The organism is Serratia surfactantfaciens (assembly GCF_001642805.2).
In the GTDB taxonomy this organism is placed as follows: Bacteria; Pseudomonadota; Gammaproteobacteria; order Enterobacterales; family Enterobacteriaceae; genus Serratia; species Serratia surfactantfaciens.
This window is the reverse complement of the sequence record NZ_CP016948.1, coordinates 4,660,287-4,685,832: the sequence shown is the minus strand read 5'-3', so window position 1 is coordinate 4,685,832 and position 25,546 is coordinate 4,660,287. Positions and strand designations below refer to the sequence as shown.

The window sequence follows — 25,546 nt, the reverse complement described above, 5'->3', positions numbered from 1 at the left end:
ATTATTCTTCGCCCAAATAAGCCCGGATCACGTCCGGGTTGTTGCGGATCTCCGCCGGTGTGCCCTGCGCCAGCGGCGTGCCCTGATTCACCACATAAATGCGGTCGGAAATGCCCATCACCAGCTTCATGTCGTGCTCGATCAGCAGTACCGATACCTTATGCCGGTCACGCAGCTCGACGATCAGATGATCCAGCTCATCGGTCTCTTTCGGGTTAAGGCCGGCGGCCGGTTCGTCCAGCATCAGCAACTCCGGCCGGGTCACCATGCAACGGGCGATCTCCAGCCGCCGCTGCTGCCCGTAGGCCAGGTTGCCCGCCGAACGGTTGGCCATCTCCAGCAGGCCGACGCGCTCGAGCCACTCCGCCGCGCGCGTCAGCGCCTCGGCTTCGGCGCGGCGGAAGGCCGGAGTTTTCAGCAGTCCGGCGAACACGCCGCTTTTCAGATGCTGATGCTGCGCCACCAGCAGGTTCTCGATCACCGTCATTTCACGGAACAACCGCACGTGCTGGAAGGTGCGCACCACGCCCATACGGGCGATGGCCTGCCCCGCCAGCCCTTCCAGATGGCGATCGCGCAATTTGATGGTGCCGCCGGTCGGGCGGTAAAAACCGGTCAGGCAGTTGAACACCGTCGTCTTGCCGGCGCCGTTGGGGCCGATCAGCGATACGATTTCGCCTTCGTTCAGCGTCAACGCCACGTTGTTGACCGCCAGCAGCCCGCCGAAACGCATCGACAGGCCTTCCACCTGCAGTAAAGGTTGAACGCTCATGCCTGCTCCCCCTTGCCCGCGCGAATATCCGCCGCCTGCAGCTTCAGCTGCGGCCGTTTCATCGGCAATAGCCCCTGCGGCCGCCAAATCATCATCAGCACCATCAGTGCACCCAGCAGCAGCATGCTGTATTCATTCAGATCGCGCATCAGCTCGCGCGACACTACCAGCAGGATCGCCGCCAGAATGACCGCGAACTGCGACCCCATGCCCCCCAACACCACGATCGCCAACACGAAGGCCGATTCGACGAAGGTGAAGGATTCCGGGCTGACGAACCCCTGGCGCGCGGCGAACAGCGTGCCGGCGAACCCGGCGAAGGCGGCGCTGATGGTAAAGGCGGTCAGCTTGATGCGCGTCGGGCTGAGGCCCAGCGAGCGGCAGGCGATCTCGTCTTCACGCAGCGCTTCCCACGCGCGCCCCAGCGGCATGCGCAGCAGGCGATTGATGACGAACAGCGTCAGCACCACCAGCAGCAGCGCCACCAGGTACAGGAACACGATGCGATCGCTCGGATCGTATTTCAGGCCGAAGAAGTTATGGAAGGTATCCCAACCGCCGTCGCGCAGGCTGCGGTTAAACTCCAGGCCGAAAAAGGTCGGTTTCGGGATCTGGCTGATGCCGTTCGGCCCGCCGGTGATCTCGGTATTGTTCAGCAGCAGGATGCGCACGATCTCGCCGAAGCCGAGCGTCACGATCGCCAGATAGTCGCCGCGCAGCCGCAGCACCGGGAAACCGAGCAGGAAGCCGAAAGCGGCGGTGACGATGCCCGCCAGCGGCAGGCTCTCCCAAAAGCCGAGGCCGTAATAGTGATTCAGCAGCGCATAGGTGTAGGCGCCGATGGCGTAGAAACCGCCGTAGCCCAGCACCAGGAGGCCGGACAAACCCACCACCACGTTGAGGCCGAGGCCCAGCATCACGTAGATCAGCGTCAGCGTGGCGATATCCACCGTGCCGCGCGACACCAGGAACGGCCAGGCGACCGCCGCGACGAGCAGCAGAGCCGCCAACAGCTTTTGCCGCGGCGTGGTGCCGTCGAAGCTCGGCAGCACGAACGCCGGGCCGGAGACCTTTTTCAGCCCCTGCTGCATCAGCGGGCGCAACAGCTGGAAGAGAAAGACGATGGCGCAGCCGATGCCGATCCACATCCAGCGCACTTCCGCCGCGCCGTGTACCACCAGTTTGGTGCCGTCCAGACTGAGCTGCATGCCCATCAGGAACGACGCCATCACGAACAGCACCGCCGTGGCGATCAGCGCATTAAGCAGATTGAGTTTCATACTTTCTCAACCTCCGGACGCCCGAGGATACCGGTCGGCATGATCAGCAGCACCACGATCAGCAACGCGAACGACACCACGTCTTTATACTCGGTGCTCAGGTAGGCGGAGGTCAATGCCTCCGCCACGCCCAGCACCAGGCCGCCGATCATCGCGCCGGGAATGCTGCCGATGCCGCCCAGGACCGCGGCGGTAAAGGCTTTCATACCGGCCATAAAGCCGATGTAAGGGTTGATGACGCCGTAGAACTGGCCGAGCAACACCCCGGCCACCGCCGCCATTACCGCCCCGATAACGAAGGTCAGCGAGATCACCCGGTCGGTGTTGATGCCCAGCAGGCTGGCCATCTTCAGGTCCTCCGCGCAGGCGCGGCAGGCGCGCCCCATGCGCGAATAGCGGATAAACAGCGTCAGCGCCAGCATCGCCAGGAAGGTCACGATCCAAATGGTCAGCTGCATGGTGCTGATGGTGGCGGCGAAGCCGTTGCTTTCCCCCAGCACCCATTGGCCGGTCACCAGGCTGGGCAGCGCCAGATCGCGCGAGCCCTGCGTCAGGCTGACGTAGTTTTGCAGGAATATCGACATGCCGATGGCCGAGATCAGCGCAATCAGGCGCTTGGAGTTGCGTACCGGCTTGTAGGCCACCCGCTCGATGCTCCAGCCGTAGGCGCTGGCAATGACGATCGAGACCAGGAACGCGGCGCCGATCAGCAGCCAGCCGACGTCGATGCCGAGCATCATCAGGGCGGCGATGACGATAAAGGAGACATAGCTGCCGATCATGTACACCTCGCCATGGGCGAAGTTGATCATGCCGATGATGCCGTAAACCATGGTGTAACCGATGGCGATCAATGCATAGGTGCTGCCCAACGTTAAGCCGTTGAACATCTGCTGCAGAAAATAGAGGAGTTGCTCTGACATACTCTGAACCCTTGGCTGCGAAACCCGCCGGCGGAGAACCGGCAGGTAAAGGGAAGCGGGGCCGGCAAGCCGACCCACCGGGCGCAGCGCGCTGCGCCCCACCCTAATCATTATGGCTTATTTGATCGGTGTGGATGTGCCGTTGGCATGCCACTCGAACACGCCGAACTCGAAGCCTTTCAGGTCGCCCTTATCATCCCAGCTCAACGGCCCCATCACGGTGTCCACCGGCTTGCCGGTTTTCAGATCCTTGACGATGTCCGCCGGTTCCTGGCTGCCGCTGCGCTCCATGCCGGTGGTCAGCGACTGCAGCGCGGCATAGGTGGTCCAGACGAACGGGCCGGTCGGATCCAGCTTCTTGGCTTTCAACGCATCGACGATCGGCTGGTTGGCGGGCACCTGATCGTAGCGTTTCGGCAGCGTCACCAGCATGCCTTCCGAGGCGGCGCCGGCGATGTTGGACAGCGAGGAGTTACCCACGCCTTCCGGCCCCATGAAGCGGGTGGTCAACCCGGCCTGTTTGGCCTGACGCAGGATCTGGCCCATTTCCGGGTAGTAACCGCCGAAATACACGAAATCGATATTTTCTTTCTTCAGGCGCGCCACCAGGGTGGAGAAGTCTTTGTCGCCGGCGGTGATGCCTTCGAACATCGCCACTTCGGTGCCCTGTTTTTTCAGGCTGTCGCGCACCGAGCGCGCCAGGCCTTCGCCGTATTGCTGCTTATCGTGCACCACGGCGATGCGCTTCGGTTTGATGTCGCTGAGGATGTACTTGGCGGCAGTCGGGCCCTGATCCGAATCCAGGCCGGTGGTGCGCAGGATCATCTTGTAGCCGCGGGTGGTCAGATCGGCGTTGGTGGCCGCCGGGGTAATCATGATCACGCCTTCGTCTTCATAGATATCGGACGCCGGCTGGGTGGAAGAGGAGCACAGGTGGCCGATTACGTAGCGAATGCCGTCGTTGATCACCTTGTTGGCGACCGCAACCGCCTGTTTCGGGTCGCAGGCGTCGTCGTATTCGACGCCGACCAGCTTGTCGCCCTTGATGCCGCCCTTGGCGTTGATGTCGGCGATCGCCTGGCGCGCGCCGGTAAACTCCATGTCGCCATACTGCGCCACCGGACCGGACATCGCCCCGACGATCGCCACCTTGATGTCTTTCGCCATGGCCGCCTGGCTCATGGCCATCGCAATACAACCCGCCAGCAGTGCCTTACCTGTTGTTAATTTCATCCGCAAATCCCCATCTGTCGTTGTGAACGTACCTGTTGTGTTTGCCTGCGCCCGATCGTTATTGACCGCTTTTGTTATAAGTAATAATGATTTAGGCGTTTTGTCGGCATTATTTTCTAATAAGACTTTATTTTTCATGCCATTAAACAGGAATTTTCTGCTGCAAATCAACTTCATCCGGCAGAAACAAGCGGTGTAAACAGGATAAAATTCGAATTAAATCTGCGCTGTTTACCTTGAGGCGTAGCGCGTTGTGCTGGTTAACAATCCCTTTACTAACTATTTACTCGGAAAATGCCCCGTGCAAAAAACATATTGCACAGTAATCGTACAGAAAAACTTACACAACGCTCTGCACAAGATCTATTACACTGTCGGCATCATTTAGCTGCGCGGAAATTCTGCATGAAACTGACCATCGAGCGCCTGACCGCGCTGTCCCCGCAAGACCTTATCGACCTCGGTAAAATTTGGCCGCACCAGCAGCCGGAACAGTGGCAGAACTGGCTGAACGACGGCAAGGCGCTGTTCGCCGCCCGCTTTAACGAGCGCCTGCTGGGCGCGGTAAAGATCGTGCTGCAGGACGACCGCGCCGAGCTGCAGGATTTGCTGGTCCGTGAAGTGACGCGCCGCCGCGGCGTCGGTCTTTACCTGGTGCAGGATGCGCAGCGTCAGCTGCCGCAGGCAGCCCACTGGCAGCTGTCGACTGCCGGTCTGACGCCGCGCGAACGCGGCGAAGTCGATAACTTCATGCGCGCCTGCGGCTTCGCACCGCAGGGCGATCTCTGGCAAAAATGAAACGCCGGCTGGCGGCGCTGGTGCTGATTGCGCTGGGGTTGGCGGCCTGGTTCGCCGGGCGCCAGCAGGCGCTGCGCCTGCCCCCTGTCTGGGATCAGCAGGTTTATGTCTGGCAGCGGGTCTGGACGCCGCAACACGCCGATGCGCTGGCGCACAGCCGTGATCTGTTCACCGAGCTGCGAGTATTGGCATTGCAGGTGCATCCAGGCGAAGGTTGGCGAGAAATCCCGGCCGACCTTCGCTTGCTGCGGCAGGACGGCCGCCCGCTGTGGCTGGTGGCGCGCCTTGACGGCCAGCTGCCGCAGTTGGACCAGGCGGCCATTATCCAGCGTCTGCTGGCGCTGGCCCAGCGCTGGCAGACGGCCGGGCTGCACGTCACCGGCGTCGAGATCGATCATGACGCCGCCACCGCTCGCCTGCCCGACTATCAACGTTTTCTGCAGCGGCTGCGCCAACGGCTGCCCGCCTCTTTGCAACTCGGCATTACCGCCCTGCCGGCCTGGATCGGCTCACCCGACCTGCCCGGCGTACTGCAACAGGCCGATAGCTCCGTCCTGCAGGTACACGCGGTGCTCTCACCGCAGCAAGGGCTGTTTGACGACCCGCTGGCGCTGCGCTGGGTACGGCAGTACGCCGCCGTCACACCGAAGCCGTTTCGCGTCGCGCTGCCGGCCTATAGCATGGCGCTGCTGGGTTTTGATGCGCAGGGCGCACAGGTGGAGAGCGAATCCTCGCTGCGCGTGGCGGGCAACGGCCGCGAGCTGACGGTCGCGCCGCGGCAGATCGCCGATTTTCTGCAAACGCTGACGCAGCAAACGCCGCCCCGGCTGCGCGGCATTATCTGGTTCCGCTTGCCGCTGGCGGACGATCGGCGCGCCTGGTCGCTCGCTACGCTACGAGCGGTGATCGAACGGCGGCCACTGAACGTCGACTGGCAGGTAAAATTTAGGCCTCAGCCACAGCAAAACGGGCTGTATGATCTGATAATTCATAACAACGGGCCGGTGGACGCCCCGCTGCCGCAAGAAGTGCTCATCCGCGCCGACGACTGTCTGGCGGCGGACGCGGTCGGTAACTACCGGTTGGAATCCGCACCGCAACGGCAGCGTTTTATCCGCATCAGCAGCGATCAGCTGCGCGCCGGGCAATCCCGGCCGCTGGGCTGGCTGCGCTGCCAACAACTGACGCCAGGAGGCACCCTTGTCACACCTTGATACGCGCGCGGCACGGAACACCCGCCGCCTTCTTCCGCTGGCCATGCTGATCGGCGCCGCGCTGACGCTGCCGCTGAACGGCTATGCCTGCGGCCCGGATTTCCCTAACCGGCTGCTGATCGACCGCAATGGCACCCTGCTGTATATGCCGGAGGGCAATTTCGCCTTCGAAGCCGGCCGGCTGGTGCCGGCGGACAGTCAGTTGCCGCACTGGCAGGCCCCGCCGCCGCCGATGCCGCCGAAACCGATGCCGCCGTCGCTGGAAACGGTGGCGATCGGCAAAATGCGCGCCGCCAATACGGTGGAAGAAGCTGATGCCGTCAATACACAGGGGTTATCCAACGCCGCGCGTCTTTATCAATTGGGGGCCGTCGCTTTCGCCAGCCACGATCCGCGCGCCACAGACTATTTCCAGCAGGTGTTGAAGCTGCCGGCCGCCGAGCAGGGCGATTGGGGACTGCGGGCGCAGTATTCGCTGGGGCGGGTATTGATGGATGACCACGGTACGCCGGTGAATGAATCTGGTGAAGCGGCTCCCGCCGCCGAGCATCCGCCCAAAGCCGAACTTGAACAGGCGCTGGCGGCATTCCAGCAGGTGATCGACCGGGTGAAAGGCGGCGCCGCCGATCCCGATCAGCTGGCGCTGAGCAGCCTTGGGCAGCAGGCACGCATCCATCTGTGGCTGGGTGAGGTCACCCCCGCCGCCCACCTGTACGCACAGCAGGCGGCGCAGGGCGATCCGAGCGGCGGGCAGTCGTTGCAGTACGTCTCCAGCTTCCTGGTCAATCCCGATCATTTGGACACGCTGAAACAGGCGATCGGCGATCCCTTGATCCAGCAGTTGGTAACCATTGAGCTATTCGCCCGCAGCGGCAACCTGCAAATGGCAGATACCGACGGTAACAGCCGCTCCACGCAGATCATCAGCCAGATCCTGGGTCTGCTGGATGGCTCCGTGAAAAGCGGCTTCGCCGGCAGCGATCGGCTGGCGGCATTGGCTTACCGCTCCGGCCAGTACCCGATGGCGGCAAGCCTGCTGAAAAACGCCGGTGACAGCGGCCTCGCATGGTGGCTGCGCGCGAAAATGGCGCTGCGCGACGGCGACGTGAAAGCCGCCACCGCAGCCTACGCCAAGGCGGCAAGCGCGTTCCCCGCCGACGAAAGCTGGGGCGAACAGCGCAACGCCGACTTTGTCGCGGAAACCATCGTGCCCGAATGCCGGGTGGCCGGCGAACAGGCCATTCTGGCGCTGAACCGCGGCGACTATCTGCAGGCGATGGACCTGCTGTATCGCGGCAAGGCACTCTATTGGGCCGACGTGGCCGATGTGGCGGAGCGGGTGCTGACCGTCGATGAGTTGAAAGGCTTTGTCGATAAGCACGTCCCGGCGCCGACGACGCCACTCAAGCCGGTTAACCCGGACGACTACGGCGGCCAGCAGATCACGCCGGAGGTGCAGCTGCGCGAATTGCTGGCGCGGCGGCTGATGCGCGTAGGAAGAGCCCCGGAGGCGCTGGCCTACTTCGATATACCCAACTACCGGCAGGCGGCGCAGCAGTACGCCGACGAGCTGAAGGCCGCCAAGGACAAATCCGCCGCACCGCTGGCGCGTGCGCAGGCTTACTATCGCGCTGCCAACCTGCTGCGCGCCCAGGGGCTGGAATTTACCGGCTATGAGATGACGCCGGACTACGCCATCTATGGCGCCGGCTATTCCTATCTGGGGGATGCGTTCGATACTCGCGAGCTGAAGCATAAAAGCTGGATCGACAGCGCAGAAGCGGCGCGCGCCAAGGCGGCGTTGCCGCCGGAAGACAACCGTTTCCTGCACTATCGCTGGCAGGCGGTGGGGCTGGCGCAACAGGCGGCCGATCTGCTGCCGCCGAAGAGCCAGGCCTACGCCGCCGTGCTGTGTAACGCCGCCAGCTGGGTGATCAAGCGCGACGCCAAAACCGGCCGGGCGCTTTATCAGCGCTACATCAACACCGGCACCCGCTACTCGTGGGCGGCGAAATTCGGCTACGACTGCCCGGCGCCGGACTTCGCCGCCGTAGCGCCATAACGCCGGATTTCAGGCATGAAAAAGCCCGGCTTGCCGGGCTTTTTTTCGAATATCGCGTCAACTCAGGCTTCGATCGCCATTTTCAGTTTCTTCATGGCGTTCTTTTCCAACTGGCGCACACGCTCGGCGGAAACGCCATACTGATCGGCCAGCTCCTGCAACGTCGACTTGTTGTCGTCGTCCAGCCAACGGGCACGAATGATATGCTGGCTACGCTCGTCCAGACCTTCCAGCGCATAGGCCAGCTTGTCTGCGGCGTTGCTTTCCCAGTTATCTTCCTCGATGCCTTCGGCGAAGTCAGAACTCTTGTCCTGCAGGTACAGCACCGGCGCCATCGACTGGCCGTCGCGGGCCTCGTCGTCCGGAGTCGGATCGAAAGTCATGTCCTGCGCTGCCATGCGAGATTCCATCTCGCGTACGTCTTTGCTGGTTACGCCCAGCTCGCGGGCCACCAGTTCCACTTCGTCCTGGTTGAACCAGCCCAAACGCTGTTTGGTTTTGCGCAGGTTAAAGAACAGCTTGCGCTGCGCTTTGGTGGTCGCCACTTTTACGATGCGCCAGTTGCGCAATACGTACTCGTGGATTTCTGCCTTAATCCAATGCACCGCAAAGGAAACCAGACGCACGCCGACTTCAGGGTTGAAGCGGCGAACGGCTTTCATCAGGCCGATATTGCCTTCCTGAATCAGATCCGCCTGTGGCAGACCATAGCCTGAATAGTTGCGGGCAATATGAGCGACAAAGCGCAGGTGAGACAGGATGAGCTGCTTAGCGGCATCCAGATCGCCCTGATAATGCAGCCGTTCAGCCAGCTCCCGCTCTTCCTCTGCCGTCAGCATCGGATAGGCGTTGGCTGCCCGGATATAGGCTTCCAAGCTACCTTGGGGTACTAAGGCTAAAGTTTGCATTTCTTTGGTCATTCAAACCCTCTCTATGAGAATACAAAATCATGCAGGTGATTATTACAGCGGGGAAATGATTGATTCTACGGCAGTTGCTGAAGCAAAAGCGGTTCCACACGCCGGGCACCTTAACATTTGCTGCAATTTTTGACCGTACTCCGCCCTATAAGTTCACCCTTTTTTGCAAGCATTGTTGCTGACAATACGTGACGAGGGTACAGGCCGATAGGGAATTTGTGCGCTAAGAAGAGAGGATGGTGCTGACTTCGCTTGAGGTCACTCTTCTCCCGCAACGCGATCAAAAGCAGCAGGAGAAGAGTATACCAAAAAAATCTTACTGTGGTGTAAATCGGCGTAAATGTTGCACCGTCGCCAGCCAGGCGGCGATCCAACCGATCATCGCGGAGATGATCAGCAGCAGCAGCGCCTCATCCCAACCCAGCCCGTGCAGGGTGAAGGTGGTGCCGAACACTTTAGCTACGCCGGTGACCACCGACTCAAGCTGCCACACCAGCGCGCCGGACAGCACCAGCGACAGCAGCGCGCCGGCAAAGCCCAGCATCGCCCCGCCGTTGAGGAACGGCCGCAGAATAAAGCCGTCGGTGGCGCCGATCAGCTTCATCACGTTGATGGTGTCGCGACGGCTGAAGATGCTCAGACGCACGCTGTTGCCGATCACCAGGAACACCGCCACGATCATCAGCACGCCGATGATCGCCGCGATCTGGCCCGCCAGCCCAGTCAGCGCCGCCAGGCGGGCAAACCAGCTGTCATCCATACGCACTTCTTCCACCCCCTGCACCGCCGCTACGCGATCGCGCAGGGTGTTGAGGGTGTCCGAACTCTGGAAGCTCAGCTTCGGCGTGACGATCGCCACCGCCGGCAGCGGGTTCTCCTCCAGCATGTCCAGTGCGCCGCCAAAGCCCGACCAGTTGCGGAACTCGCCGCGCGCTTCTTCACGCGACAGGTAGTTCACTTTCTCCACCCCGGCTTCCGCCTTGATGGCGTCGAGCACTTTCAGCGCCGCGTCGTCATCGAGCGATTTATCCAGGTAGACCGTCAACTGCGGCGTCGGGTACCACTGGCTGGCTGCGGTGCTGACGTTTTTCCACACGATGTAGCACACGCTCGGCAGCGTCAGGGAAATGGCGATCACCATCACCGTCAGCAGCGTCGCCAACGGCTGACGCAGCATGTCTTTGATGGCGTTCATCCAGGCATAACGCCACTGTTCGCGCCAGCCGCCGCGCAGCGCCTTGCTCTTGGCGGTTTTTGCGTTATTGGCCATGGTGAGCGCCCCCTTGCATGCGGCCCTGGCTCAGCGTCAGGATGCGGTAATTGCGGCGGGCGATAAGCCCGGTGTCGTGCGTCGCCATCAGGACGGTCACGCCGACGCGGTTGAATTCTTCAAACAGGCGCAGAATGCCTTCCGACAGCGCATCGTCCAGGTTACCGGTCGGTTCATCCGCCAGCAGCACCGCCGGTTTGTTCACCACCGCACGGGCGATGCCCACACGCTGCTGCTCACCGCCAGACAGCTGAATCGGGAAGTTCTTCGCTTTATCCAGCAGACCGACCTTATCCAGCGCGGCGGAGACGCGGCGACGGATGTCTTCGGTGCTGGCGCCGGCGATGATCAGCGGCATCGCCACGTTCTCGACCTACGGGGTGCTGGTCGGGCTGGACTCGGCGGTTGCGGACGACGGGCGGCTGGGGGTAGCGACCGGTTACACCCGCACCTCGCTGCACGGCGGGTACGGGTCGAAGGCGGACAGTGACAACTACCACCTGGCGGCGTACGGCGACAAGCAGTTCGGTGCGCTGGCGCTGCGCGGCGGTGCGGGCTACACCTGGCACCGCATCGACACCAAACGGTCGGTGAACTACGGAATGCAGTCGGACCGTGACACGGCGAAGTACAGCGCGCGCACCGAGCAGCTGTTCGCGGAAGCGGGCTACAGCGTGAAAGGGGAGTGGCTGAACCTGGAGCCGTTCGTGAACCTGGCGTACGTGAACTTCGAGAACAACGGCATCGGGGAGAGCGGTGGCGCGGCGGCGCTGCGCGGGGACAAGCAGCATACCGATGCGACGGTGTCGACGCTGGGCCTGCGCGCGGACACCGCATGGCAGGTGAGCCCGGGCACGACGGTGGCGCTGCGCAGCGAGCTGGGGTGGCAACACCAGTACGGCGGAGTGGAGCGTGGCACGGGTCTGCGGTTCAACGGCGGCAACGCGCCGTTCGTGGTGGGCAGCGTGCCGGTCTCGCGCGACGGGATGGTGCTGAAGGCGGGGGCGGAAGTGGCGGTGAACGAGAACGCCACGCTGTCGCTGGGCTACGGCGGGCTGCTGTCGCAGCATCATCAGGACAACAGCGTCAACGCCGGCTTCACCTGGCGCTTCTAAGACGCTTCTTCTCAATCCTTGTACGGGAACCGTCTGCGGGCGGTTCCTTTTTCACATCCTGCTAATGAGAACCCGACGCACCTGGGGCGTCGGCCAATAACAAGCAAAAGGTAAGGAAATGACAACAACAATGGGTTTTGATAGCAAAGGAAAGGCTCGTCGCTCACCGTGGCGGCTGAACGCGCTGGTCTGCTGCATGGGGCTGGCGGGGTATGCGCAGGCCGCAACCTATATAGAGAACGGCCAGGCGGGCGATCCGGCCAGCTGGCGCAGCGCCGAGTTCAATGCCAACTGGGGGCTGGGGGCGATCCATGCCGATGAGGCCTACGCCGCCGGCTATACCGGCAAAGGGCAGAAGGTGGGCATTTTCGACACCCCGGTTAACCACCATCCCGAGTTCGCCGGCGACGGCAAACTGATCAACGTCGTCACCGAAGGCTACCGCGCCTATACCGACCCGCACCGGCCGGGGATCAACGCCGGCGATCGCTTTTACTTCGACGGCACCTTCCATTTCTATAGCGGGGCGACATTGAGCAACCACGGGGTGCACGTCGCGGGGATCAGCGCGGCCAACCGCGATGGCACCGGCATGCACGGCGTGGCCTTCGATTCGCAGGTGATCAGCGTCGATAACGACAACGACGGCCCGGCTTACGGAGAATTCCTCGGTCTGGACGGCGCCGTCACCAATGCCGGCTGGCAGGCGATGATCAAGAGCGGCGCGCGGGTGATCAACAACAGCTGGGGCGTCAGCATTCCCGACTTTCTGTCCGACGGCGGCCGCGATCCTAATGCGCTGCACTTTGAGCTGAAGGATGCGCAGGAACAGTTCGATCAGGTCAAACCGCTGCTCGGCAGCCTGGCCGGCGCAGGTTATCAGGGCGCTATCGACGCCGCGCGCAAGAATATTCTGGTGCTGTTCGCCGCCGGCAACGACGGCAACTACAACCAGCCGGACGTGATCAGCGGCTTGGCCTACTTTGTGCCGGATATCGCGCCGAACTGGCTGTCGGTCGCCAGCGTGGCGCAGGATGCGGCATCGAGCAACAGCGTGCCTTACACCATCAGCAGCTTCTCTTCCCGCTGCGGCTATACCGCCAGCTTCTGCGTGTCGTCACCGGGCAGCAAAATCTACAGCACCGTGGCCAACGGCTCCGATCCGGCCCATCTGGTTTCGGACTACGGCAATAAAAACGGTACCTCGATGGCGACGCCGCACGTGACCGGTGCGGTGGCGGTGTTGCTGCAGCGCTTCCCGTACATGACCTCGGCGCAGATTGCCGACGTGCTGAAAACCACCGCCACCGATATGGGGGCGCCGGGCATCGACGCGCTCTACGGCTGGGGGATGATCAACCTGGGCAAGGCCATCAAAGGCCCGGGCATGTTCTATACCGTTGAGGATATTCCCGCAGAATTCCGCATCCCGGATCCGACGGGCGTGGCCTATGGCTCGACCCAGTTTGTCGCCAATATTCCGGGGATCGGCGCCGAGGTGGATGCCGGTACGCTGCACGCCAGGAAATGTGATGACTTCCACTGTGGATGGGAAACCTACTCCAACGACATCTCCGGCCACGGCGGCCTGACCAAAGAGGGCGTGGGCACCCTGGTGCTGACCGGCACCAACACCTATGCCGGCCCGACGCTGGTCAATCAGGGGCGGCTGGCGATCAACGGCTCGGTCACCTCGGATGTCAGCGTGCAGAACGGCGGTATCGTCGGCGGCAGCGGCACGGTCGGTTCACTGACCGCACGAAGTGGCGGCACCGTGGCTCAGGTTGCTGTTGCTCTTCTTCCTTCTCCTTCTGGCCAAAGCCCAGCCAGGAGAAAAACCCACGTTTCTTATCTTTTGCCATGTTATGACTCTACTCCTGTCTCTTATACACATCTAGATGTGTATAAGAGACAGGTCATACACCGTGCGATCCAGCAGCAGGTGGTGATCCTGGAAGATCATGCCGATCTGCCGGCGCAGGAACGGCACCTCGCGGTTTTTCAAACGGCTGATGTCGTGACCGCCAAACCAGATGTGGCCGGCGCTGGGCCGTTCGATACCGCAAATCAGTTTCAGCAGGGTACTTTTCCCCGCGCCGGAATGGCCGGTCAGAAACGCCATTTCCGCTGGGCGCAGATGGAAATCTACCCCCTGCAGCGCTTGCCGTCCGCCCAGATAAGCTTTACTGACCTGTTCAAAGCGAATCATCCGTATTAATCCTCTCGGGCAAAAAGTGCCTCAATAAAATCGTCAGCCTTAAACGGCCGCAAATCTTCGATGCCTTCACCGACGCCGATATAGCGAATCGGGATACCGAACTGATCGGCGATGGCGAAGATCACCCCGCCCTTGGCGGTACCGTCCAGTTTAGTCAGCGTGATGCCGGTTAAGCCCACGGCTTCATTAAATAATTTCGCCTGACTGACCGCATTCTGGCCGGTACTGGCATCGAGCGTCAGCATAACCTCATGGGGGGCCTGGTCGTCCAGTTTTTTCATGACGCGGACGATCTTCTTCAGCTCTTCCATCAGATGCGATTTGTTCTGCAGACGGCCGGCGGTATCGGCGATCAAGACATCGATGCCACGCGCCTTGGCGGCCTGCACCGCATCGAAGATCACCGAAGCGGAATCCGCGCCGGTATGCTGCGCCACCACCGGAATGCGGTTGCGCTCGCCCCACACCTGCAGCTGCTCCACCGCCGCGGCGCGGAAGGTGTCCCCCGCCGCCAGCATCACCGACTTGCCTTCCGCCTGGAACTGGCGCGCCAGTTTACCGATAGTGGTGGTTTTACCCACGCCATTCACGCCGACCATCAGGATGACATACGGGGTTTTCCCGCTGACATCCAGCGGCTGATCGACCTTGGCCAGAATTTCGGACATTTCCTCCTTCAGCTTGCCGTACAGCGCTTCGGCGTCTTTCAGCTGCTTGCGGCTGGCGTGCTGAGTCAGGGAGGTGATGATCTTGCGCGTGGTGTCCACGCCAACGTCGGCGATCAACAGCTGTTCTTCCAGCTCGTCGAACAGGTCGTCGTCGATCTTTTTGCCGCGGAACAGCCCCATAAAGCCGGAGCCGAGGTTCTGCTTGGTCTTCAGCAGGCTGCGCTTCAGGCGCGCGAAGAAGCCCTCTTTGGTCGGGCGCTCTTGCTCTTGCGCAGCGGCCGGCACGACGGGTTCCAGCGGCTCTTCTTCCGCTTCCGGCTCTGGCTCAACGACTGGCTCGGGTTCAACAACCGGCTCAGGTTCGACGACCGGCTCAGGCTCAACGACCGGCTCAGGCTCTACGACCGGCTCGGGTTCAACGACCGGCTCAGGCTCGACAACCGGCTCAGGCTCAACGACCGGCTCAGGCTCAACGACCGGCTCAGGCTCAACGACCGGCTCAGGCTCAACGACCGGCTCAGGTTCAACGACCGGCTCAGGCTCAACGACCGGCTCAGGCTCGACAACCGGTTCGGGTTCAACGACTGGCTCTGGCTCGACAACCGGCTCGGGTTCAACGACTGGCTCTGGCTCGACAACCGGCTCGGATTCAACGACCGGCTCTGGCTCGACAACCGGCTCGGGTTCGGTGACAGGTTGCTGCTGCGCCGCCACCTGTTCAGTTACGCTGACGATCTCTTCGGCCAGCGCTTGCGCCGCCGGATGTTCGGCCGCCGCAGGCAGATTTTCTGCGATTTGCTCGCCGGCCTGACCGTTATCCCACTCTCCCGGGGTGTCGACGGAGGCGGCAGGTTCAGATTCCTGGGCGGGGAGCTTGTCGTCCAGCTTGGCGGCGACCGGTTCAGCCGGCGTCTCCGCGGCCTGAGGTTCCGCCTGCTCTACCGACGGCTCAGGTTGCTGTTGCTCTTCTTCCTTCTCCTTCTGGCCAAAGCCCAGCCAGGAGAAAAACCCACGTTTCTTATCTTTTGCCATGTTATGACTCTACTCCGTACCGAAGGCTCGCTTACCCTACATACCTGAAGGATATATGCTGACAATAATCCGCCGAGTCTATCACTTTCCCTCGCGCAGCAACACGCATCCGGCATGCTTTCCGGCGTGAAATCAGACAACAACGTTTTACCGTTCCCCCCGACGCCCGTCACCGGTAGAATAGGGACAACTTTTCGTTAACCTCGGCGGCCCCGCGCCGCAAAAGAAACCAAACAACGCTTATGACAAGACTCTCGCCACGGGCGGCGGCCAAAAAACCGCCCCAGGCCGCAGCCGGACAGATCCGCATCATCGGCGGCCAATGGCGCGGTCGCAAACTCCCGGTGCCGAACAGCCCGGGGCTGCGCCCCACCACCGATCGGGTACGCGAAACCCTGTTCAACTGGCTGGCGCCGGTGATTCAGGGCGCACGCTGCCTCGACTGTTTCGCCGGCAGCGGCGCATTGGGGCTGGAGGCGCTATCGCGCTATGCCGGCAGCGCCACGCTGCTGGAATTCGAACGGCCGGTGGCGCAGCAACTGGAAAAAAATCTGGCGCTGCTGCAGGGCAAAGGGGTGGTTATCAACACCAACACGCTGAGCTGGCTGGCGGGCGATGGCCAACCGTTCGACGTGGTGTTCCTCGATCCGCCGTTTCGCAAAGGCCTGCTGGCGGAAACCGCCCTGTTGCTGGAGCAACGTGGCTGGCTGGCCGACGAGGCCTGGATCTATGTAGAAGCCGAGGCAGAAAGCGCCGCGGCGGACGTGCCTGCCAGCTGGCAGCTGCACCGGGAAAAGGTCGCCGGCCAGGTGGCCTATCGCCTTTATATTCGTTCGCAAGAGAAAACCGACCATGCTGATTAATCTGGGCCGCCTGCTGATGCTGTGCGTGTGGGGCTTCCTGCTCTCTAACCTGTTCCATCCATTTCCCAAGCCGCTGAAGTATTTCATCGACGTGGCGCTGTTCTTTATGGTGGTGATGCACGGCCTGCAACTGGTGCTGTTGAAATCCACCCAGCCGAAGGATCAGCCGATCAGCTACTGGCAAGAGGCCAAGATCTTTATCTTTGGCGTGTTCGAGCTGCTGGCCTGGCAAAAGAAACAGCCGCCCATCAAGAAGAAGTGACCGCTACGGCTGAGCGGTGAACGAGACGAAGCGCGTGCCCTGCATGTTCAACGTGCCCTGCGCGCCCTTTTCTATCGGGTTGTACTGCCATTGTTTCAGCCGCAACTGGATGTCTTTACCTCCCTGAACCGGGCTGAACACCACCTCGTAATTCATCGGTTCATTGACCAACGGCTCGCGCTGCGGCGCGCGGGTCTTGGTGACCGGCACCGCGCGTTTGTCGCTCACCGTCACCTGCAGACTGCGCATCGGCGCGCGATCGTTTTCCGCCTCCTGCTGCCGCTGCTTGAAGTAGCGTTGCGTGGCCAGCACGGCGATCAGCGCAATCACGGCGACAAAAAATAACGGTGGCTTACTCATCGGTTTCCCATTTCCTTCGCGGCTAAATCAGCGTAAACATAGCATTCTCAAGAAAGCATTGTCGATCGCCGGCAGGCTACCTACACTGAAATGAAGAAGTGACATTGGTGACAGTTTGGAGCCTGTTGTTGCGGCTCCCTCATACATAAGGAAGACATTAATGAGTTGGCCGTTCCTTGCCGTATTCTTTTCCGGTTGGCTGTTCGTCGACGCCTCTTACCGTGGGCCGCGCTGGCAGCGCTGGGTGTTCAAACCCGTCACGCTGCTGCTGCTGTTGCTGTTGGCCTGGCAGGCGCCGGTGCTCAGCGCTGCGGGCTATCTGATTGTACTCGGCCTGCTGGCGACGCTGATCGGCGACGCATTGCTCCTGTTGCCGCGCGAACGGGTGCTGTACGCCATCGGCGCCTTTTTCCTGTCCCACCTGCTGTATACCTTGAGTTTCGCCAGCCAGATGACGTTCAGCCTGTTTTGGCCGCTGCCGCTGGCGTTGCTGGCGATCGGCGCACTGCTGCTGGCCACCGTCTGGACCCGGCTGGAAGAGATGCGCTGGCCGATCGTCACCTACGTGGCGATGACGCTGCTGATGGTCTGGCTGGCAGGCGAGCAATACTTCCTGCGCAGCACCGATTTCGGTTTTTCGCTGCTGACCGGCACCTCGCTGCTGCTGCTGGCCAACGTAGTTTGGCTGATCAACCGCTACCGCTTTACCTTCCGCGCGGCGGACGCCATCGTGGCCTTCTGCTACTTCTCCGGCCACTTCCTGATCGTGCGCTCGCTCTACCTGTAAATACCTGCCGCGGGTTCGGCGCGCCGAACCCGTTTCTTCATATTACGCCAGCGCTTTCAACGTCAGGGCATCATCAGCGCCCAGCTGGTTGCGATACAGATCGCCGTCGCGCGAGAAGAACGCCAGCGTGCTGCCATCCTCCCTCAGCAACGCGATGCCGTCCGGCGCCGGGCGCCAGCCCGCCACTTCGGTCGCAAACACGCTTTGCAGACAACGTTGCCGATCCACCAGCTGATAGCCGTTGGTCTCACTTTGCTCACTGGCCAGAAACTCGATTTGGCATTGCCGTTCACTGTCGGCAACCTGCCATTGCCCCGCCAGCGACTGCGCGGTCGGCAGCGCCAAACTGCCGGCCATTACCGCACTCGTCACCATCATGCCTCCCGCTGCCAGAGCGGTGCGCGTTAGATTACCTTTCATACCGGGCTCCCGCATGACGCCCGGCCGAGACAGCGCCGGGCGTTTCGTTGCTGTGTTACACGATAAAGTCGGTGGCAACGTCTACCTGGCCGACAATTTTCACCAGGAAGTCAGGCGCCTGATGGCCGCCGATGTTCACCGCCAGATCGGTCACGTTGTTGGACGCGTTGTAGCTGAGCAGCGCCTCACCGGCTGCGCCGCTGAAGTGATCGACGAAGTGGATGAAATCACTGCTATTCGCTTCTTTGTTGAAGAACGACAGGTCAATTTTGTCGATCCCTTTCTGGAAGTCGCGGATCCAGTCGGAAGCGCCCGGTGCGGACTCGCTGGCGGCAGTGTAGACGAAGGTATCCTGACCGGAACCGCCCCACAGCTCATCCGCCCCGCCGCCGCCGAACAGCACGTCATTGCCCGCGCCGCCTTTCAGCACGTTGTTGGCCGCGTTGCCGACGATCACGTCGTTACCGGAACCGCCAATGGCGTTTTCGATGGTTACACCGGCGGCGATCGACACGTTGCCCTTCAAACCGCCCACGTCGGAGAACGATTTCTCATTCAGGTTAATACGCTGGTTAGCGGTGTAACCGGAGAAGTCGAAGGTATCGTTGCCGCCCGCATCCCAGACCGCAAAGATCAGTTTCTGCGAGTTGCTGGTGGTGCTGAGGAAGTCACGACCGGTGTTGGAGTTGAAGCCATACACGGTGTCACCGGTGCGGGTCGACAGGTTAGCGCCATACAGGTGTTGAATGGCGGCAATGTCGTCCAGCAGCGGAGCGGCGGCGTAGTGACCGCCGTTATCGCCGCCGGTGTTGGTTTCACTCCAGTAGCTCATCAGGCTGAACTGACGGGTGTCTTCCGCATAGCTGGCGTCACGGTAGGTCGGGTTGCCTTCACCGGCGTTGTAATCGCCCGGATGGCTCAGACCCAGCGCATGGCCAATCTCATGGGTGAACGTCTGGCGGCCGTAGTCTTCGGTCGCCGGATGCTTCACGTTGGACTGGTTGACGTTGTACCAGGTCTGGCCGCCCAGATCCTGGCCCTGCCAAATGGTGTTCGGCAGGAAGGCGTAGGCCTGGGTGCCGTAATCATAGTGGCCAGGGCGATCCTGGCTGTAGTTGCCGAAGGTGATGTTGGCCTTTTGCCCGGCCGCCACTTCGGTGAAGGTGATATTGGCGACGTCGGCCCAGGACTGCAGCGACAGCTTAGCCTGCTGCTGCTGTTCCGCGCTGAACTTGCTCAGCCCAGTGTCGCCGGCGACGTTGGTGGCAGAGAACTTATAGTCCGGGAAGGAGAAGGTTAATTTGGCCGGTTGGCCAAATACCTTGTAACCGTTCCAGGTTTGGTTCTCACGGGTAATAAACAGCCCAGCTTGCTCGTTAGAAAATGAATCCTTGCCATTAATCTGAATCCCGTTGCCACGCTCATGATAATGCAGCAGGTCGGCTACAGCATCGTAGCCGGTTTTGGCGGCCGCGAAGTTGGACTCAGTAATTTCAATTGCCTTTTTAGTAGATTGCATTGGTTCGATTCCACTCATTACCTGATTGATATCAATCAGACAGATAGACATAACCTCCCCGTAAGCCACGGTTAATGAACCTTAAGCTTGCTGGAAGGGGCTTATGCGCCGTTGCCGGCAGTGTGTTAGGTAGAATTAATGCATATATATCAGCAAATAAGATCACCATTAAAAATGGTAATCGATTCCAATTATAGGCAGGGCCACAAAACTGAACATAAAATAATCAACCATTTATTGACTCAACGAAAGATTGTTATGCTACTTTATCGCTATATTTACAAAACAAATGAAACTCAACACCGATAAGTTGGCACCAAACTTCAATAGAAATGCGGCCTGCAGACACAAGCGAATAATGCTGGCTGCTCCATCACAAAAAGGTAAATTTTGCTAAAGCGTAATAGATTAATAACTCTTTATTATTAGGTCGGGCGACTTTTTAGTTTCTATAGGAATATTATTTTCTTATTTAAACTAACGGCGGCGAGCCTCTTTATCGAAATAGGTAATAAGGAAAGCCAATAGATTGAAATTTGCATTATTCATTATTGAATGAATATTCCTGCATGCGCCTGAGCGCCGTTAGCAATAATTCTCATCCATCGCTTGACTCTGGAGTGGACTCCAGGGTGTAGAGTCGGACAAGCAAACCCGGTTAACAGCCCGAAGGGGGACGTTATGCTCAATCAGCAAAATCATAATCATCAGGAACATCACCACGCCGAAGGCGGGTGCGGCTGCAACCACAGCCACAGCAAAACGCAGCACGGCTGCAGCAGCGAGCCGAAAAACGCCGCCGCACAGACCGAACACGCTCACCACCATCACGATCATGGCGATAGCGGCTGCGGCACCGCCGCGCCCGACGATCCGGACGAGGAAAGCGACAGGCTGGCCGCCGCTCCCCCTTCCGGCAGCCAACGTTTCAGCTGGAAAGTCACCGGTATGGACTGCCCCAGCTGCGCCAAGAAAATTGAGAATGCCGTCACCGCCATCCCTGGCGTCGACAGCGCGCGGGTGCTGTTCGCCACCGAGAAATTGGTGGTAGACGCGCAGTCCGACATCAGCCAGCGGATCCAGGACGCGGTCGCCCAGGCCGGCTTTACCCTGCTCGGCGCGCAGACCGCCAAAGGCGCCGCGGAAAAAACCTCGCGCTTCGGCGAATTCGCGCCGCTGCTGCTGTTGACCTCGTTGATGGTCGTCAGCTGGGTGCTGGATCGGGTTAACCCGGAGCTGGGCCGCATCGCCTTTATCGCCACCACGCTGGTCGGGTTGGCACCGGTTGCCGCCAAGGCAGTGCGCCTGATCCGTTCCGGCACGCCGTTCGCCATCGAAACGCTGATGAGCGTGGCGGCCATCGGCGCGCTGTTCATCGGCGCCACCGCCGAGGCGGCGATGGTGCTGCTGCTGTTTATGGTTGGTGAACTGTTGGAATCCTACGCCGCCAACCGCGCGCGGCGCGGGGTGACGGCGCTGATGGAGCTGGTGCCGGAAGATGCGCTGCTGCTGCAAGGCACGGAGCGTAAACGCGTGCCGGTCGCCAGCCTGCGGCCTGGTGATGTGATTGAAATCGCCCCCGGCGCACGCCTGCCGGCCGACGCCGAGCTGCTCAATCCGTTCGCCAGCTTCGACGAAAGCGCCCTGACCGGCGAATCGGTGCCGGTCGAACGCCAACAGGGTGAGAAAGTGGCCGCCGGCAGCCTGTCCGTCGATCAGGCGGCGCAGATGAAGGTGATCTCCGAGCCCGGCAAAAATGCCATCGACCGTATTCTGCAGTTGATTGAAGAAGCCGAAGAGCGCCGTGCGCCGATCGAACGCTTCCTCGATCGGTTCAGCCGTTATTACACCCCGGCCATTATGCTGCTGGCGGTCGCGGTGATCCTGTTGCCGCCGCTGCTGTTCTCGCAGCCGTGGGATACCTGGATCTATCGCGGCCTGACGCTGCTGTTGATCGGCTGTCCATGCGCGCTGGTGATCTCGACCCCGGCGGCCATTACCTCCGGACTGGCGGCCGCCACGCGGCGCGGCGCGCTGATTAAAGGCGGCGCAGCGCTGGAACAGCTGGGGCAGGTGCAAACTATCGCCTTCGATAAAACCGGTACCCTGACCGAGGGCAAGCCGACGGTCACCGACGTGCTGCCGATCGGCGCCCTCAGCGAACAACGGCTGTTGCAGCTTGCCGCCGCGGTGGAAGCCGGCTCGCATCACCCGCTGGCGCAGGCGATCATCAACCGCGCCGCCGAGAGCGGAGCTGAGCTGCCGCTGGCGCAGGCGCGCCGCGCCCTGGCCGGCATCGGTGTGGAAGGCATCGTGGACGGCAAGACCGTGCTGATCAGCGCGCCGAGCAAGCTGGTGCCAGGCCTGCTCGACGCCCAATGGCAGAGCCAGGTGGACAAGCTGGAAAACGCCGGTAAAACGGCGGTGGTGGTGCTGGAAGACGGCGCGCCTATCGGTTTGTTGGCGCTGCGCGATACGCTGCGCGGCGACGCCAAACAGGCGATCGCCGAACTGAACGCGCTGGGTATTCGCGGCGTGATGCTGACCGGTGACAATCCGCGCGCCGCCGCGGCGATCGCCGGCGAACTGGGCCTCGACTATCGCGCCGGTCTGCTGCCGGAAGATAAGGTCAAAGCGGTCACCGAGCTGAGCGAACTACGCCCGACGGCGATGATCGGCGACGGCATCAACGACGCCCCGGCGATGAAAGCCTCCAGCATCGGCATCGCCATGGGCAGCGGCACCGACGTGGCGCTGGAAACCGCCGACGCCGCCCTGACCCACAACCGGCTGCTGGGCGTTGCGGAGATGATTCGTATCTCGCGCGCCACCCACGCCAACATCCGGCAAAACATCACCATCGCGCTGGGGTTGAAAGGGGTCTTCCTGATCACCAGCCTGTTGGGATTGACCGGGCTGTGGCTGGCAGTGCTGGCGGACTCCGGCGCCACCGCGCTGGTCACCGCCAACGCGCTGCGGCTATTGAGAAAGCGCCAATAACCTGGTGCCATACCGGGTTCCTCAATGGGAGCCCGGTATGATGAACTACAGCGCCGATACTACGGATATTGTCGGCGCGCATGTAAAACCCTCAACACCCGGATGTGAGTTTCCAGCACTTGATAAACCAAGAGATAATTGGGATGTAGAGGGATTTCATGCGTGCCATCCACTCTGCCACGCCGGAAAAGTCGAGGATGTCTGGCGGCGGGAATGACCGCCTCCATGATGAGAAGCTTCATTTTTCTGGCCGCCAAGGGATTATCATTGGCGATGAATCCCACAATCTCCGCCAGATCCCGACGAGCGGATCGAGTCCATTCGATGTTGAGCATTATGACTGCTTAGCTTTCATCCTGGCTTCTGCAGCAGCGATAACCGCATCCATTTCAGCCATCACCTCGTCATGAGGAATACCGGGCAGCGGCTCATCCATGGCTTCCTGAACGCTCTCAAGAAACCAGCGCTCATAGCCCTGTGTACGTTCCTCACTTTCCATCTTGGCAACCGTTGGCAGTAGTAAAATACTCATCGTTTGTCCCCTTCGAACGTTCCCCGATCGCAGGGAGCTTATCTTACAAGGCGATTAAAAACTATACACCTTTACGTAACAGATAACGGTATGGCACCTGTTCGGTCTCCTGCGCCACCAGCGTGTGTTCCATAAAGCGGCAGAACCCCGGGATATCGCGGGTGGTGGCCGGATCGTCGGCAATAATCAGCAGCGTTTCGCCGTTGTCCATATGGCGCACGGTTTTACGCACCATCATCACCGGTTCCGGACAGCGCAGCCCCAGCGCGTCGAGCGTCTGGTCCGCCTGGGCAAATAAGTCAGTCATGCAATTTTTCTCGTTCAAAAACGATCGGCGAACGCTCGCCGCATCTCATTAGCGCCTAGTTTACGCCGGTAGTTTTTCTGCGCAAGATGCGTTAACGTTTGCGTTAAATTTAACCATTGCATTGGTTGCGCAAACGCGTATCATGCCGCCGCGCAGCGTTTTTTGCTGTTTTAACAAGACACACTGGGTTCCCTCACCCCACTGCTAAAAAGGCTACAACATGTATTCGTTTACCGCACAGCAGCGCTTCACGGCGTTGGTCTGGCTTTCGCTGTTTCATATCGCCATCATTACCTCCAGCAACTACCTGGTGCAGCTGCCGATCACCGTTTTCGGCTTTCATACCACCTGGGGCGCTTTTACCTTCCCATTCATCTTCCTGGCGACCGATCTGACCGTGCGCATCTTCGGCGCGCCGTTGGCGCGGCGCATTATCCTGGCGGTGATGGTGCCGGCGCTGTTCATCTCCTATGTGATCTCCACCGTCACCTATCAGGGAGAGTGGCAAGGGTTTGCCGCACTGAGCAGCTTTAACCTGTTCGTGGCGCGCATCGCCGTGGCCAGCTTTATGGCCTATGTGCTCGGCCAGATCCTCGACGTGCACGTCTTCAACCGCCTGCGTCAGCGCAGTGCCTGGTGGGTGGCGCCGGCGGCGGCGATGTTCTTCGGCAACATCAGCGATACGCTGGCGTTCTTCTTCATCGCCTTCTACAAGAGCAGCGATCCCTTCATGGCCAACAACTGGGTGGAGATCGCGCTGGTGGATTACAGCTTCAAAGTCATGATCTGCCTGCTGTTCTTCCTGCCGATGTACGGCGTGCTGCTGAACATGCTGCTCAAACGCATCGCGGCGCGCAGCGGCGACCTGCAGCCAGGCTGAACCGTGCTATGCTGGGCGGCCCTATCCTCTGGAGGCCGCCGATGACTCCGCTCACCCGCACCGCCACGCTCGAAGAAATCCACCGTCTGTATCAACGCATCCCCGAATTCGGCGGCCTGCATAGCCTGGCCGATCTGCAACAGCGCATCGGCGCCGCCCCCGCCAGCCTGCTGATCGCCGAGATCGACGGCCAACCGGCCGGCTTCAAACTCGGTTATCAACGGCAGGAGACGGTGTTTTACAGCTGGCTGGGCGGCGTGCTGCCGGCGTTTCGTCGCCATGGCGTCGCGCAGGCGCTGCTGGCCGAACAAGAACGCTGGGCTCGGGCGCAGGGCTATCGCCAACTGACGGTCAAAACCCGTAATCGATTTCGCGCCATGCTGACGATGCTGCTCGCTCACCACTATCAGATTGTTCAGCTGGAAAAGAAAGGCGAAGTGGCTGATTATCGGCTATTACTGGAAAAAAACTTGTGACAACATCTGCCTTGCATTTCAACCTGGAATAGGTTGCGATACGACAGTAAATCCCTACCGGAAAGGAAGAAGGAAGCCCGATGCATAAAGTAGCGAAATTGATAGGTATCAGCCTGCTGGTGCTTGGCCTCGCGGCCTGCGACGGCAACACCAAAGACAGCGCGACGGCCAGCACCCAGGCCGGACAGCAGGTCAGCCTGCTGGGCGGCAACCTAGAGTTCACCCTGCCGGCGGGCATGGCGGATCAAACCAGCAAGTTGGAAAAACCGGCCAACAACATGCACGCATATGCTGACAGCACCAGCCAGCGCGCAGTGATTGTGATCCTCGGCGACAAGACCGCCGACAGTCTGGAAACCCTGGCCCAACGGTTGGAAAACAACCAACGCGCGAACGACGCCAATCTGCAGCTGATTACCAACAAGGCTATCGACGTAGACGGCGTGCCGCTGCGTCAGTTGGACAGCATCGTCACCAACAGTGGCAAGAAAGCTTACTCTTCCATTCTGGTTGGCGCACTGAACAACAACTTGCTGACCATTCAGATTTCGCTGCCAGCGGACAATCAGCAGCAGGCGCAGACCGAAGCCGAAGGTATCATCTCCACCCTGAAGCTGAAGCAGTGATCCCGCAGG

The 25,546-nt window shown here is 60.8% G+C and carries 23 protein-coding genes and 4 pseudogenes; 12 read left to right on the top strand and 15 right to left on the bottom strand.

Going from position 1 to position 25,546, the window contains the following annotated elements; translation table 11 throughout:
- Position 1 precedes the first annotated feature (1 nt).
- The 4 genes from livG to ATE40_RS21860 all read right to left on the bottom strand — a co-directional run bounded on the left by livG (position 2) and on the right by ATE40_RS21860 (position 4,208).
- Positions 2-772: a high-affinity branched-chain amino acid ABC transporter ATP-binding protein LivG gene (gene livG / locus ATE40_RS21875; RefSeq protein WP_019455306.1), complete on the bottom strand. Its 771-nt coding sequence runs from the start codon at positions 770-772 to the stop codon at positions 2-4.
- Positions 769-2,052, bottom strand: a complete 1,284-nt coding sequence (locus ATE40_RS21870) for a high-affinity branched-chain amino acid ABC transporter permease LivM (protein ID WP_019455307.1) — start codon at positions 2,050-2,052, stop codon at positions 769-771. The genes livG and ATE40_RS21870 overlap by 4 nt, the downstream gene beginning before the upstream one ends.
- Entirely contained in the window at positions 2,049-2,975 is a 927-nt protein-coding gene (livH, locus tag ATE40_RS21865; RefSeq protein WP_019455308.1) for a high-affinity branched-chain amino acid ABC transporter permease LivH, read from the bottom strand. Before livH ends, ATE40_RS21870 begins: the two co-directional genes overlap by 4 nt.
- A gap of 117 nt (positions 2,976-3,092) precedes the next feature.
- On the bottom strand, positions 3,093-4,208 hold the full coding sequence (locus tag ATE40_RS21860; protein WP_015376289.1) for a branched-chain amino acid ABC transporter substrate-binding protein: 1,116 nt from the start codon (positions 4,206-4,208) through the stop codon (positions 3,093-3,095).
- A 405-nt stretch (positions 4,209-4,613) separates the two neighbouring features.
- On the opposite strand from ATE40_RS21860, the gene panM reads away from it, so the two are divergent.
- Genes panM through ATE40_RS21845 form a run of 3 tightly spaced genes read left to right on the top strand, consistent with a single transcriptional unit; the run spans position 4,614 to position 8,282 of the window.
- A complete protein-coding gene (panM, locus tag ATE40_RS21855; RefSeq protein ID WP_019455310.1) occupies positions 4,614-5,006 on the top strand; it encodes an aspartate 1-decarboxylase autocleavage activator PanM in 393 nt (130 codons plus the stop codon).
- Positions 5,003-6,220 carry a DUF3142 domain-containing protein gene (locus ATE40_RS21850; protein WP_063918288.1) on the top strand — a complete coding sequence of 406 codons (1,218 nt, stop codon included), beginning with the start codon at positions 5,003-5,005 and terminating at the stop codon, positions 6,218-6,220. Before panM ends, ATE40_RS21850 begins: the two co-directional genes overlap by 4 nt.
- Before the next feature lie 43 nt (positions 6,221-6,263).
- Positions 6,264-8,282, top strand: a complete 2,019-nt coding sequence (locus tag ATE40_RS21845) for a hypothetical protein (RefSeq protein WP_156785459.1) — start codon at positions 6,264-6,266, stop codon at positions 8,280-8,282.
- Between the two features lie 62 nt (positions 8,283-8,344).
- Here the strand turns inward: ATE40_RS21845 and rpoH are convergent, their stop codons facing one another.
- The 3 genes and pseudogenes from rpoH to ATE40_RS24820 all read right to left on the bottom strand — a co-directional run.
- On the bottom strand, positions 8,345-9,202 hold the full coding sequence (rpoH, locus tag ATE40_RS21840) for an RNA polymerase sigma factor RpoH (protein WP_004934345.1): 858 nt from the start codon (positions 9,200-9,202) through the stop codon (positions 8,345-8,347).
- A 316-nt stretch (positions 9,203-9,518) separates the two neighbouring features.
- Entirely contained in the window at positions 9,519-10,472 is a 954-nt protein-coding gene (ftsX, locus tag ATE40_RS21835; RefSeq protein ID WP_019455313.1) for a permease-like cell division protein FtsX, read from the bottom strand.
- Positions 10,462-10,842 (bottom strand): annotated as a pseudogene (locus ATE40_RS24820) (ATP-binding cassette domain-containing protein); the annotation flags it as partial. The gene ftsX and the pseudogene ATE40_RS24820, both read right to left, overlap by 11 nt.
- Between ATE40_RS24820 and ATE40_RS21825 the strand changes: the two are divergent.
- A pseudogene (locus tag ATE40_RS21825) lies at positions 10,841-11,587 on the top strand (autotransporter outer membrane beta-barrel domain-containing protein); the annotation flags it as partial. The pseudogenes ATE40_RS24820 and ATE40_RS21825 sit on opposite strands and share 2 nt — an antisense overlap.
- Before the next feature lie 118 nt (positions 11,588-11,705).
- A pseudogene (locus ATE40_RS21820) lies at positions 11,706-13,367 on the top strand (S8 family serine peptidase); the annotation flags it as partial.
- A gap of 135 nt (positions 13,368-13,502) precedes the next feature.
- Here ATE40_RS21820 and ATE40_RS24430 read toward each other — a convergent pair.
- Positions 13,503-13,796 (bottom strand): annotated as a pseudogene (locus ATE40_RS24430) (ATP-binding cassette domain-containing protein); the annotation flags it as partial.
- Positions 13,797-13,801: 5 nt separating this feature from the next.
- On the bottom strand, positions 13,802-15,505 hold the full coding sequence (ftsY, locus tag ATE40_RS21815; RefSeq protein ID WP_063918428.1) for a signal recognition particle-docking protein FtsY: 1,704 nt from the start codon (positions 15,503-15,505) through the stop codon (positions 13,802-13,804).
- A 242-nt stretch (positions 15,506-15,747) separates the two neighbouring features.
- On the opposite strand from ftsY, the gene rsmD reads away from it, so the two are divergent.
- Positions 15,748-16,368, top strand: a complete 621-nt coding sequence (rsmD, locus tag ATE40_RS21810; RefSeq protein ID WP_063918194.1) for a 16S rRNA (guanine(966)-N(2))-methyltransferase — start codon at positions 15,748-15,750, stop codon at positions 16,366-16,368.
- Positions 16,358-16,630 (top strand): DUF1145 family protein, encoded by a 273-nt coding sequence (locus tag ATE40_RS21805; RefSeq protein ID WP_004934327.1) that lies wholly within the window; start codon positions 16,358-16,360, stop codon positions 16,628-16,630. The genes rsmD and ATE40_RS21805 overlap by 11 nt, the downstream gene beginning before the upstream one ends.
- Positions 16,631-16,633: 3 nt before the next feature.
- On the opposite strand, the gene ATE40_RS21800 is transcribed toward ATE40_RS21805, so the two are convergent.
- Entirely contained in the window at positions 16,634-16,990 is a 357-nt protein-coding gene (locus tag ATE40_RS21800; protein WP_063918195.1) for a DUF2500 domain-containing protein, read from the bottom strand.
- Between the two features lie 160 nt (positions 16,991-17,150).
- Here ATE40_RS21800 and ATE40_RS21795 point away from each other — a divergent pair, with 160 nt between their 5' ends.
- Positions 17,151-17,777, top strand: coding sequence for a lysoplasmalogenase (locus tag ATE40_RS21795; protein WP_019452518.1), 627 nt, complete (start codon positions 17,151-17,153; stop codon positions 17,775-17,777).
- A 42-nt stretch (positions 17,778-17,819) separates the two neighbouring features.
- Here ATE40_RS21795 and ATE40_RS21790 read toward each other — a convergent pair whose 3' ends face one another.
- Entirely contained in the window at positions 17,820-18,197 is a 378-nt protein-coding gene (locus ATE40_RS21790) for an AprI/Inh family metalloprotease inhibitor (protein WP_025160390.1), read from the bottom strand.
- Between the two features lie 55 nt (positions 18,198-18,252).
- A complete protein-coding gene (locus tag ATE40_RS21785; protein ID WP_019452520.1) occupies positions 18,253-19,716 on the bottom strand; it encodes a serralysin family metalloprotease in 1,464 nt (487 codons plus the stop codon).
- Positions 19,717-20,397: 681 nt separating this feature from the next.
- On the opposite strand from ATE40_RS21785, the gene ATE40_RS21780 reads away from it, so the two are divergent.
- The gene (locus ATE40_RS21780; RefSeq protein WP_063918196.1) at positions 20,398-22,716 is read left to right on the top strand and encodes a zinc/cadmium/mercury/lead-transporting ATPase; all 2,319 of its coding nucleotides are present in this window, start codon (positions 20,398-20,400) and stop codon (positions 22,714-22,716) included.
- A gap of 59 nt (positions 22,717-22,775) precedes the next feature.
- Here the strand turns inward: ATE40_RS21780 and ATE40_RS21775 are convergent, their stop codons facing one another.
- From ATE40_RS21775 to tusA, 3 genes are all read right to left on the bottom strand, one after another.
- Positions 22,776-23,051, bottom strand: coding sequence for a type II toxin-antitoxin system RelE/ParE family toxin (locus tag ATE40_RS21775; protein ID WP_019452522.1), 276 nt, complete (start codon positions 23,049-23,051; stop codon positions 22,776-22,778).
- On the bottom strand, positions 23,051-23,248 hold the full coding sequence (gene relB / locus ATE40_RS21770) for a type II toxin-antitoxin system RelB family antitoxin (protein WP_019452523.1): 198 nt from the start codon (positions 23,246-23,248) through the stop codon (positions 23,051-23,053). Before relB ends, ATE40_RS21775 begins: the two co-directional genes overlap by 1 nt.
- Positions 23,249-23,309: 61 nt before the next feature.
- On the bottom strand, positions 23,310-23,555 hold the full coding sequence (tusA, locus tag ATE40_RS21765; protein ID WP_004934314.1) for a sulfurtransferase TusA: 246 nt from the start codon (positions 23,553-23,555) through the stop codon (positions 23,310-23,312).
- A 220-nt stretch (positions 23,556-23,775) separates the two neighbouring features.
- On the opposite strand from tusA, the gene ATE40_RS21760 reads away from it, so the two are divergent.
- From ATE40_RS21760 to ATE40_RS21750, 3 genes are all read left to right on the top strand, one after another.
- Positions 23,776-24,435: a 7-cyano-7-deazaguanine/7-aminomethyl-7-deazaguanine transporter gene (locus tag ATE40_RS21760; RefSeq protein ID WP_063918197.1), complete on the top strand. Its 660-nt coding sequence runs from the start codon at positions 23,776-23,778 to the stop codon at positions 24,433-24,435.
- A gap of 41 nt (positions 24,436-24,476) precedes the next feature.
- Positions 24,477-24,911: a GNAT family N-acetyltransferase gene (locus tag ATE40_RS21755; RefSeq protein WP_019452526.1), complete on the top strand. Its 435-nt coding sequence runs from the start codon at positions 24,477-24,479 to the stop codon at positions 24,909-24,911.
- An 80-nt stretch (positions 24,912-24,991) separates the two neighbouring features.
- Positions 24,992-25,537 carry a DcrB family lipoprotein gene (locus ATE40_RS21750; protein ID WP_063918198.1) on the top strand — a complete coding sequence of 182 codons (546 nt, stop codon included), beginning with the start codon at positions 24,992-24,994 and terminating at the stop codon, positions 25,535-25,537.
- Positions 25,538-25,546 lie beyond the last annotated feature (9 nt).

Excerpts from the sequence above, each read along its gene's own strand:
- ATE40_RS21790 (WP_025160390.1), bottom strand. The coding sequence starts at position 18,197 with ATGAAAGGTAATCTAACGCGCACCGCTCTGGCAGCGGGAGGCATGATG.
- relB (WP_019452523.1), bottom strand. The coding sequence starts at position 23,248 with ATGAGTATTTTACTACTGCCAACGGTTGCCAAGATGGAAAGTGAGGAA.
- ATE40_RS21750 (WP_063918198.1), top strand. The coding sequence starts at position 24,992 with ATGCATAAAGTAGCGAAATTGATAGGTATCAGCCTGCTGGTGCTTGGC.
- ATE40_RS21780 (WP_063918196.1), top strand. The coding sequence starts at position 20,398 with ATGCTCAATCAGCAAAATCATAATCATCAGGAACATCACCACGCCGAA.
- ATE40_RS21870 (WP_019455307.1), bottom strand. The coding sequence starts at position 2,052 with ATGAAACTCAATCTGCTTAATGCGCTGATCGCCACGGCGGTGCTGTTC.
- ATE40_RS21775 (WP_019452522.1), bottom strand. The coding sequence starts at position 23,051 with ATGCTCAACATCGAATGGACTCGATCCGCTCGTCGGGATCTGGCGGAG.
- ftsY (WP_063918428.1), bottom strand. The coding sequence starts at position 15,505 with ATGGCAAAAGATAAGAAACGTGGGTTTTTCTCCTGGCTGGGCTTTGGC.
- rpoH (WP_004934345.1), bottom strand. The coding sequence starts at position 9,202 with ATGACCAAAGAAATGCAAACTTTAGCCTTAGTACCCCAAGGTAGCTTG.
- ATE40_RS21755 (WP_019452526.1), top strand. The coding sequence starts at position 24,477 with ATGACTCCGCTCACCCGCACCGCCACGCTCGAAGAAATCCACCGTCTG.
- ATE40_RS21850 (WP_063918288.1), top strand. The coding sequence starts at position 5,003 with ATGAAACGCCGGCTGGCGGCGCTGGTGCTGATTGCGCTGGGGTTGGCG.
- ATE40_RS21800 (WP_063918195.1), bottom strand. The coding sequence starts at position 16,990 with ATGAGTAAGCCACCGTTATTTTTTGTCGCCGTGATTGCGCTGATCGCC.
- ATE40_RS21860 (WP_015376289.1), bottom strand. The coding sequence starts at position 4,208 with ATGAAATTAACAACAGGTAAGGCACTGCTGGCGGGTTGTATTGCGATG.
- ATE40_RS21795 (WP_019452518.1), top strand. The coding sequence starts at position 17,151 with ATGAGTTGGCCGTTCCTTGCCGTATTCTTTTCCGGTTGGCTGTTCGTC.
- ATE40_RS21760 (WP_063918197.1), top strand. The coding sequence starts at position 23,776 with ATGTATTCGTTTACCGCACAGCAGCGCTTCACGGCGTTGGTCTGGCTT.
- ftsX (WP_019455313.1), bottom strand. The coding sequence starts at position 10,472 with ATGGCCAATAACGCAAAAACCGCCAAGAGCAAGGCGCTGCGCGGCGGC.
- ATE40_RS21805 (WP_004934327.1), top strand. The coding sequence starts at position 16,358 with ATGCTGATTAATCTGGGCCGCCTGCTGATGCTGTGCGTGTGGGGCTTC.
- panM (WP_019455310.1), top strand. The coding sequence starts at position 4,614 with ATGAAACTGACCATCGAGCGCCTGACCGCGCTGTCCCCGCAAGACCTT.
- ATE40_RS21845 (WP_156785459.1), top strand. The coding sequence starts at position 6,264 with ATGCTGATCGGCGCCGCGCTGACGCTGCCGCTGAACGGCTATGCCTGC.
- rsmD (WP_063918194.1), top strand. The coding sequence starts at position 15,748 with ATGACAAGACTCTCGCCACGGGCGGCGGCCAAAAAACCGCCCCAGGCC.
- ATE40_RS21785 (WP_019452520.1), bottom strand. The coding sequence starts at position 19,716 with ATGCAATCTACTAAAAAGGCAATTGAAATTACTGAGTCCAACTTCGCG.
- tusA (WP_004934314.1), bottom strand. The coding sequence starts at position 23,555 with ATGACTGACTTATTTGCCCAGGCGGACCAGACGCTCGACGCGCTGGGG.
- livG (WP_019455306.1), bottom strand. The coding sequence starts at position 772 with ATGAGCGTTCAACCTTTACTGCAGGTGGAAGGCCTGTCGATGCGTTTC.
- livH (WP_019455308.1), bottom strand. The coding sequence starts at position 2,975 with ATGTCAGAGCAACTCCTCTATTTTCTGCAGCAGATGTTCAACGGCTTA.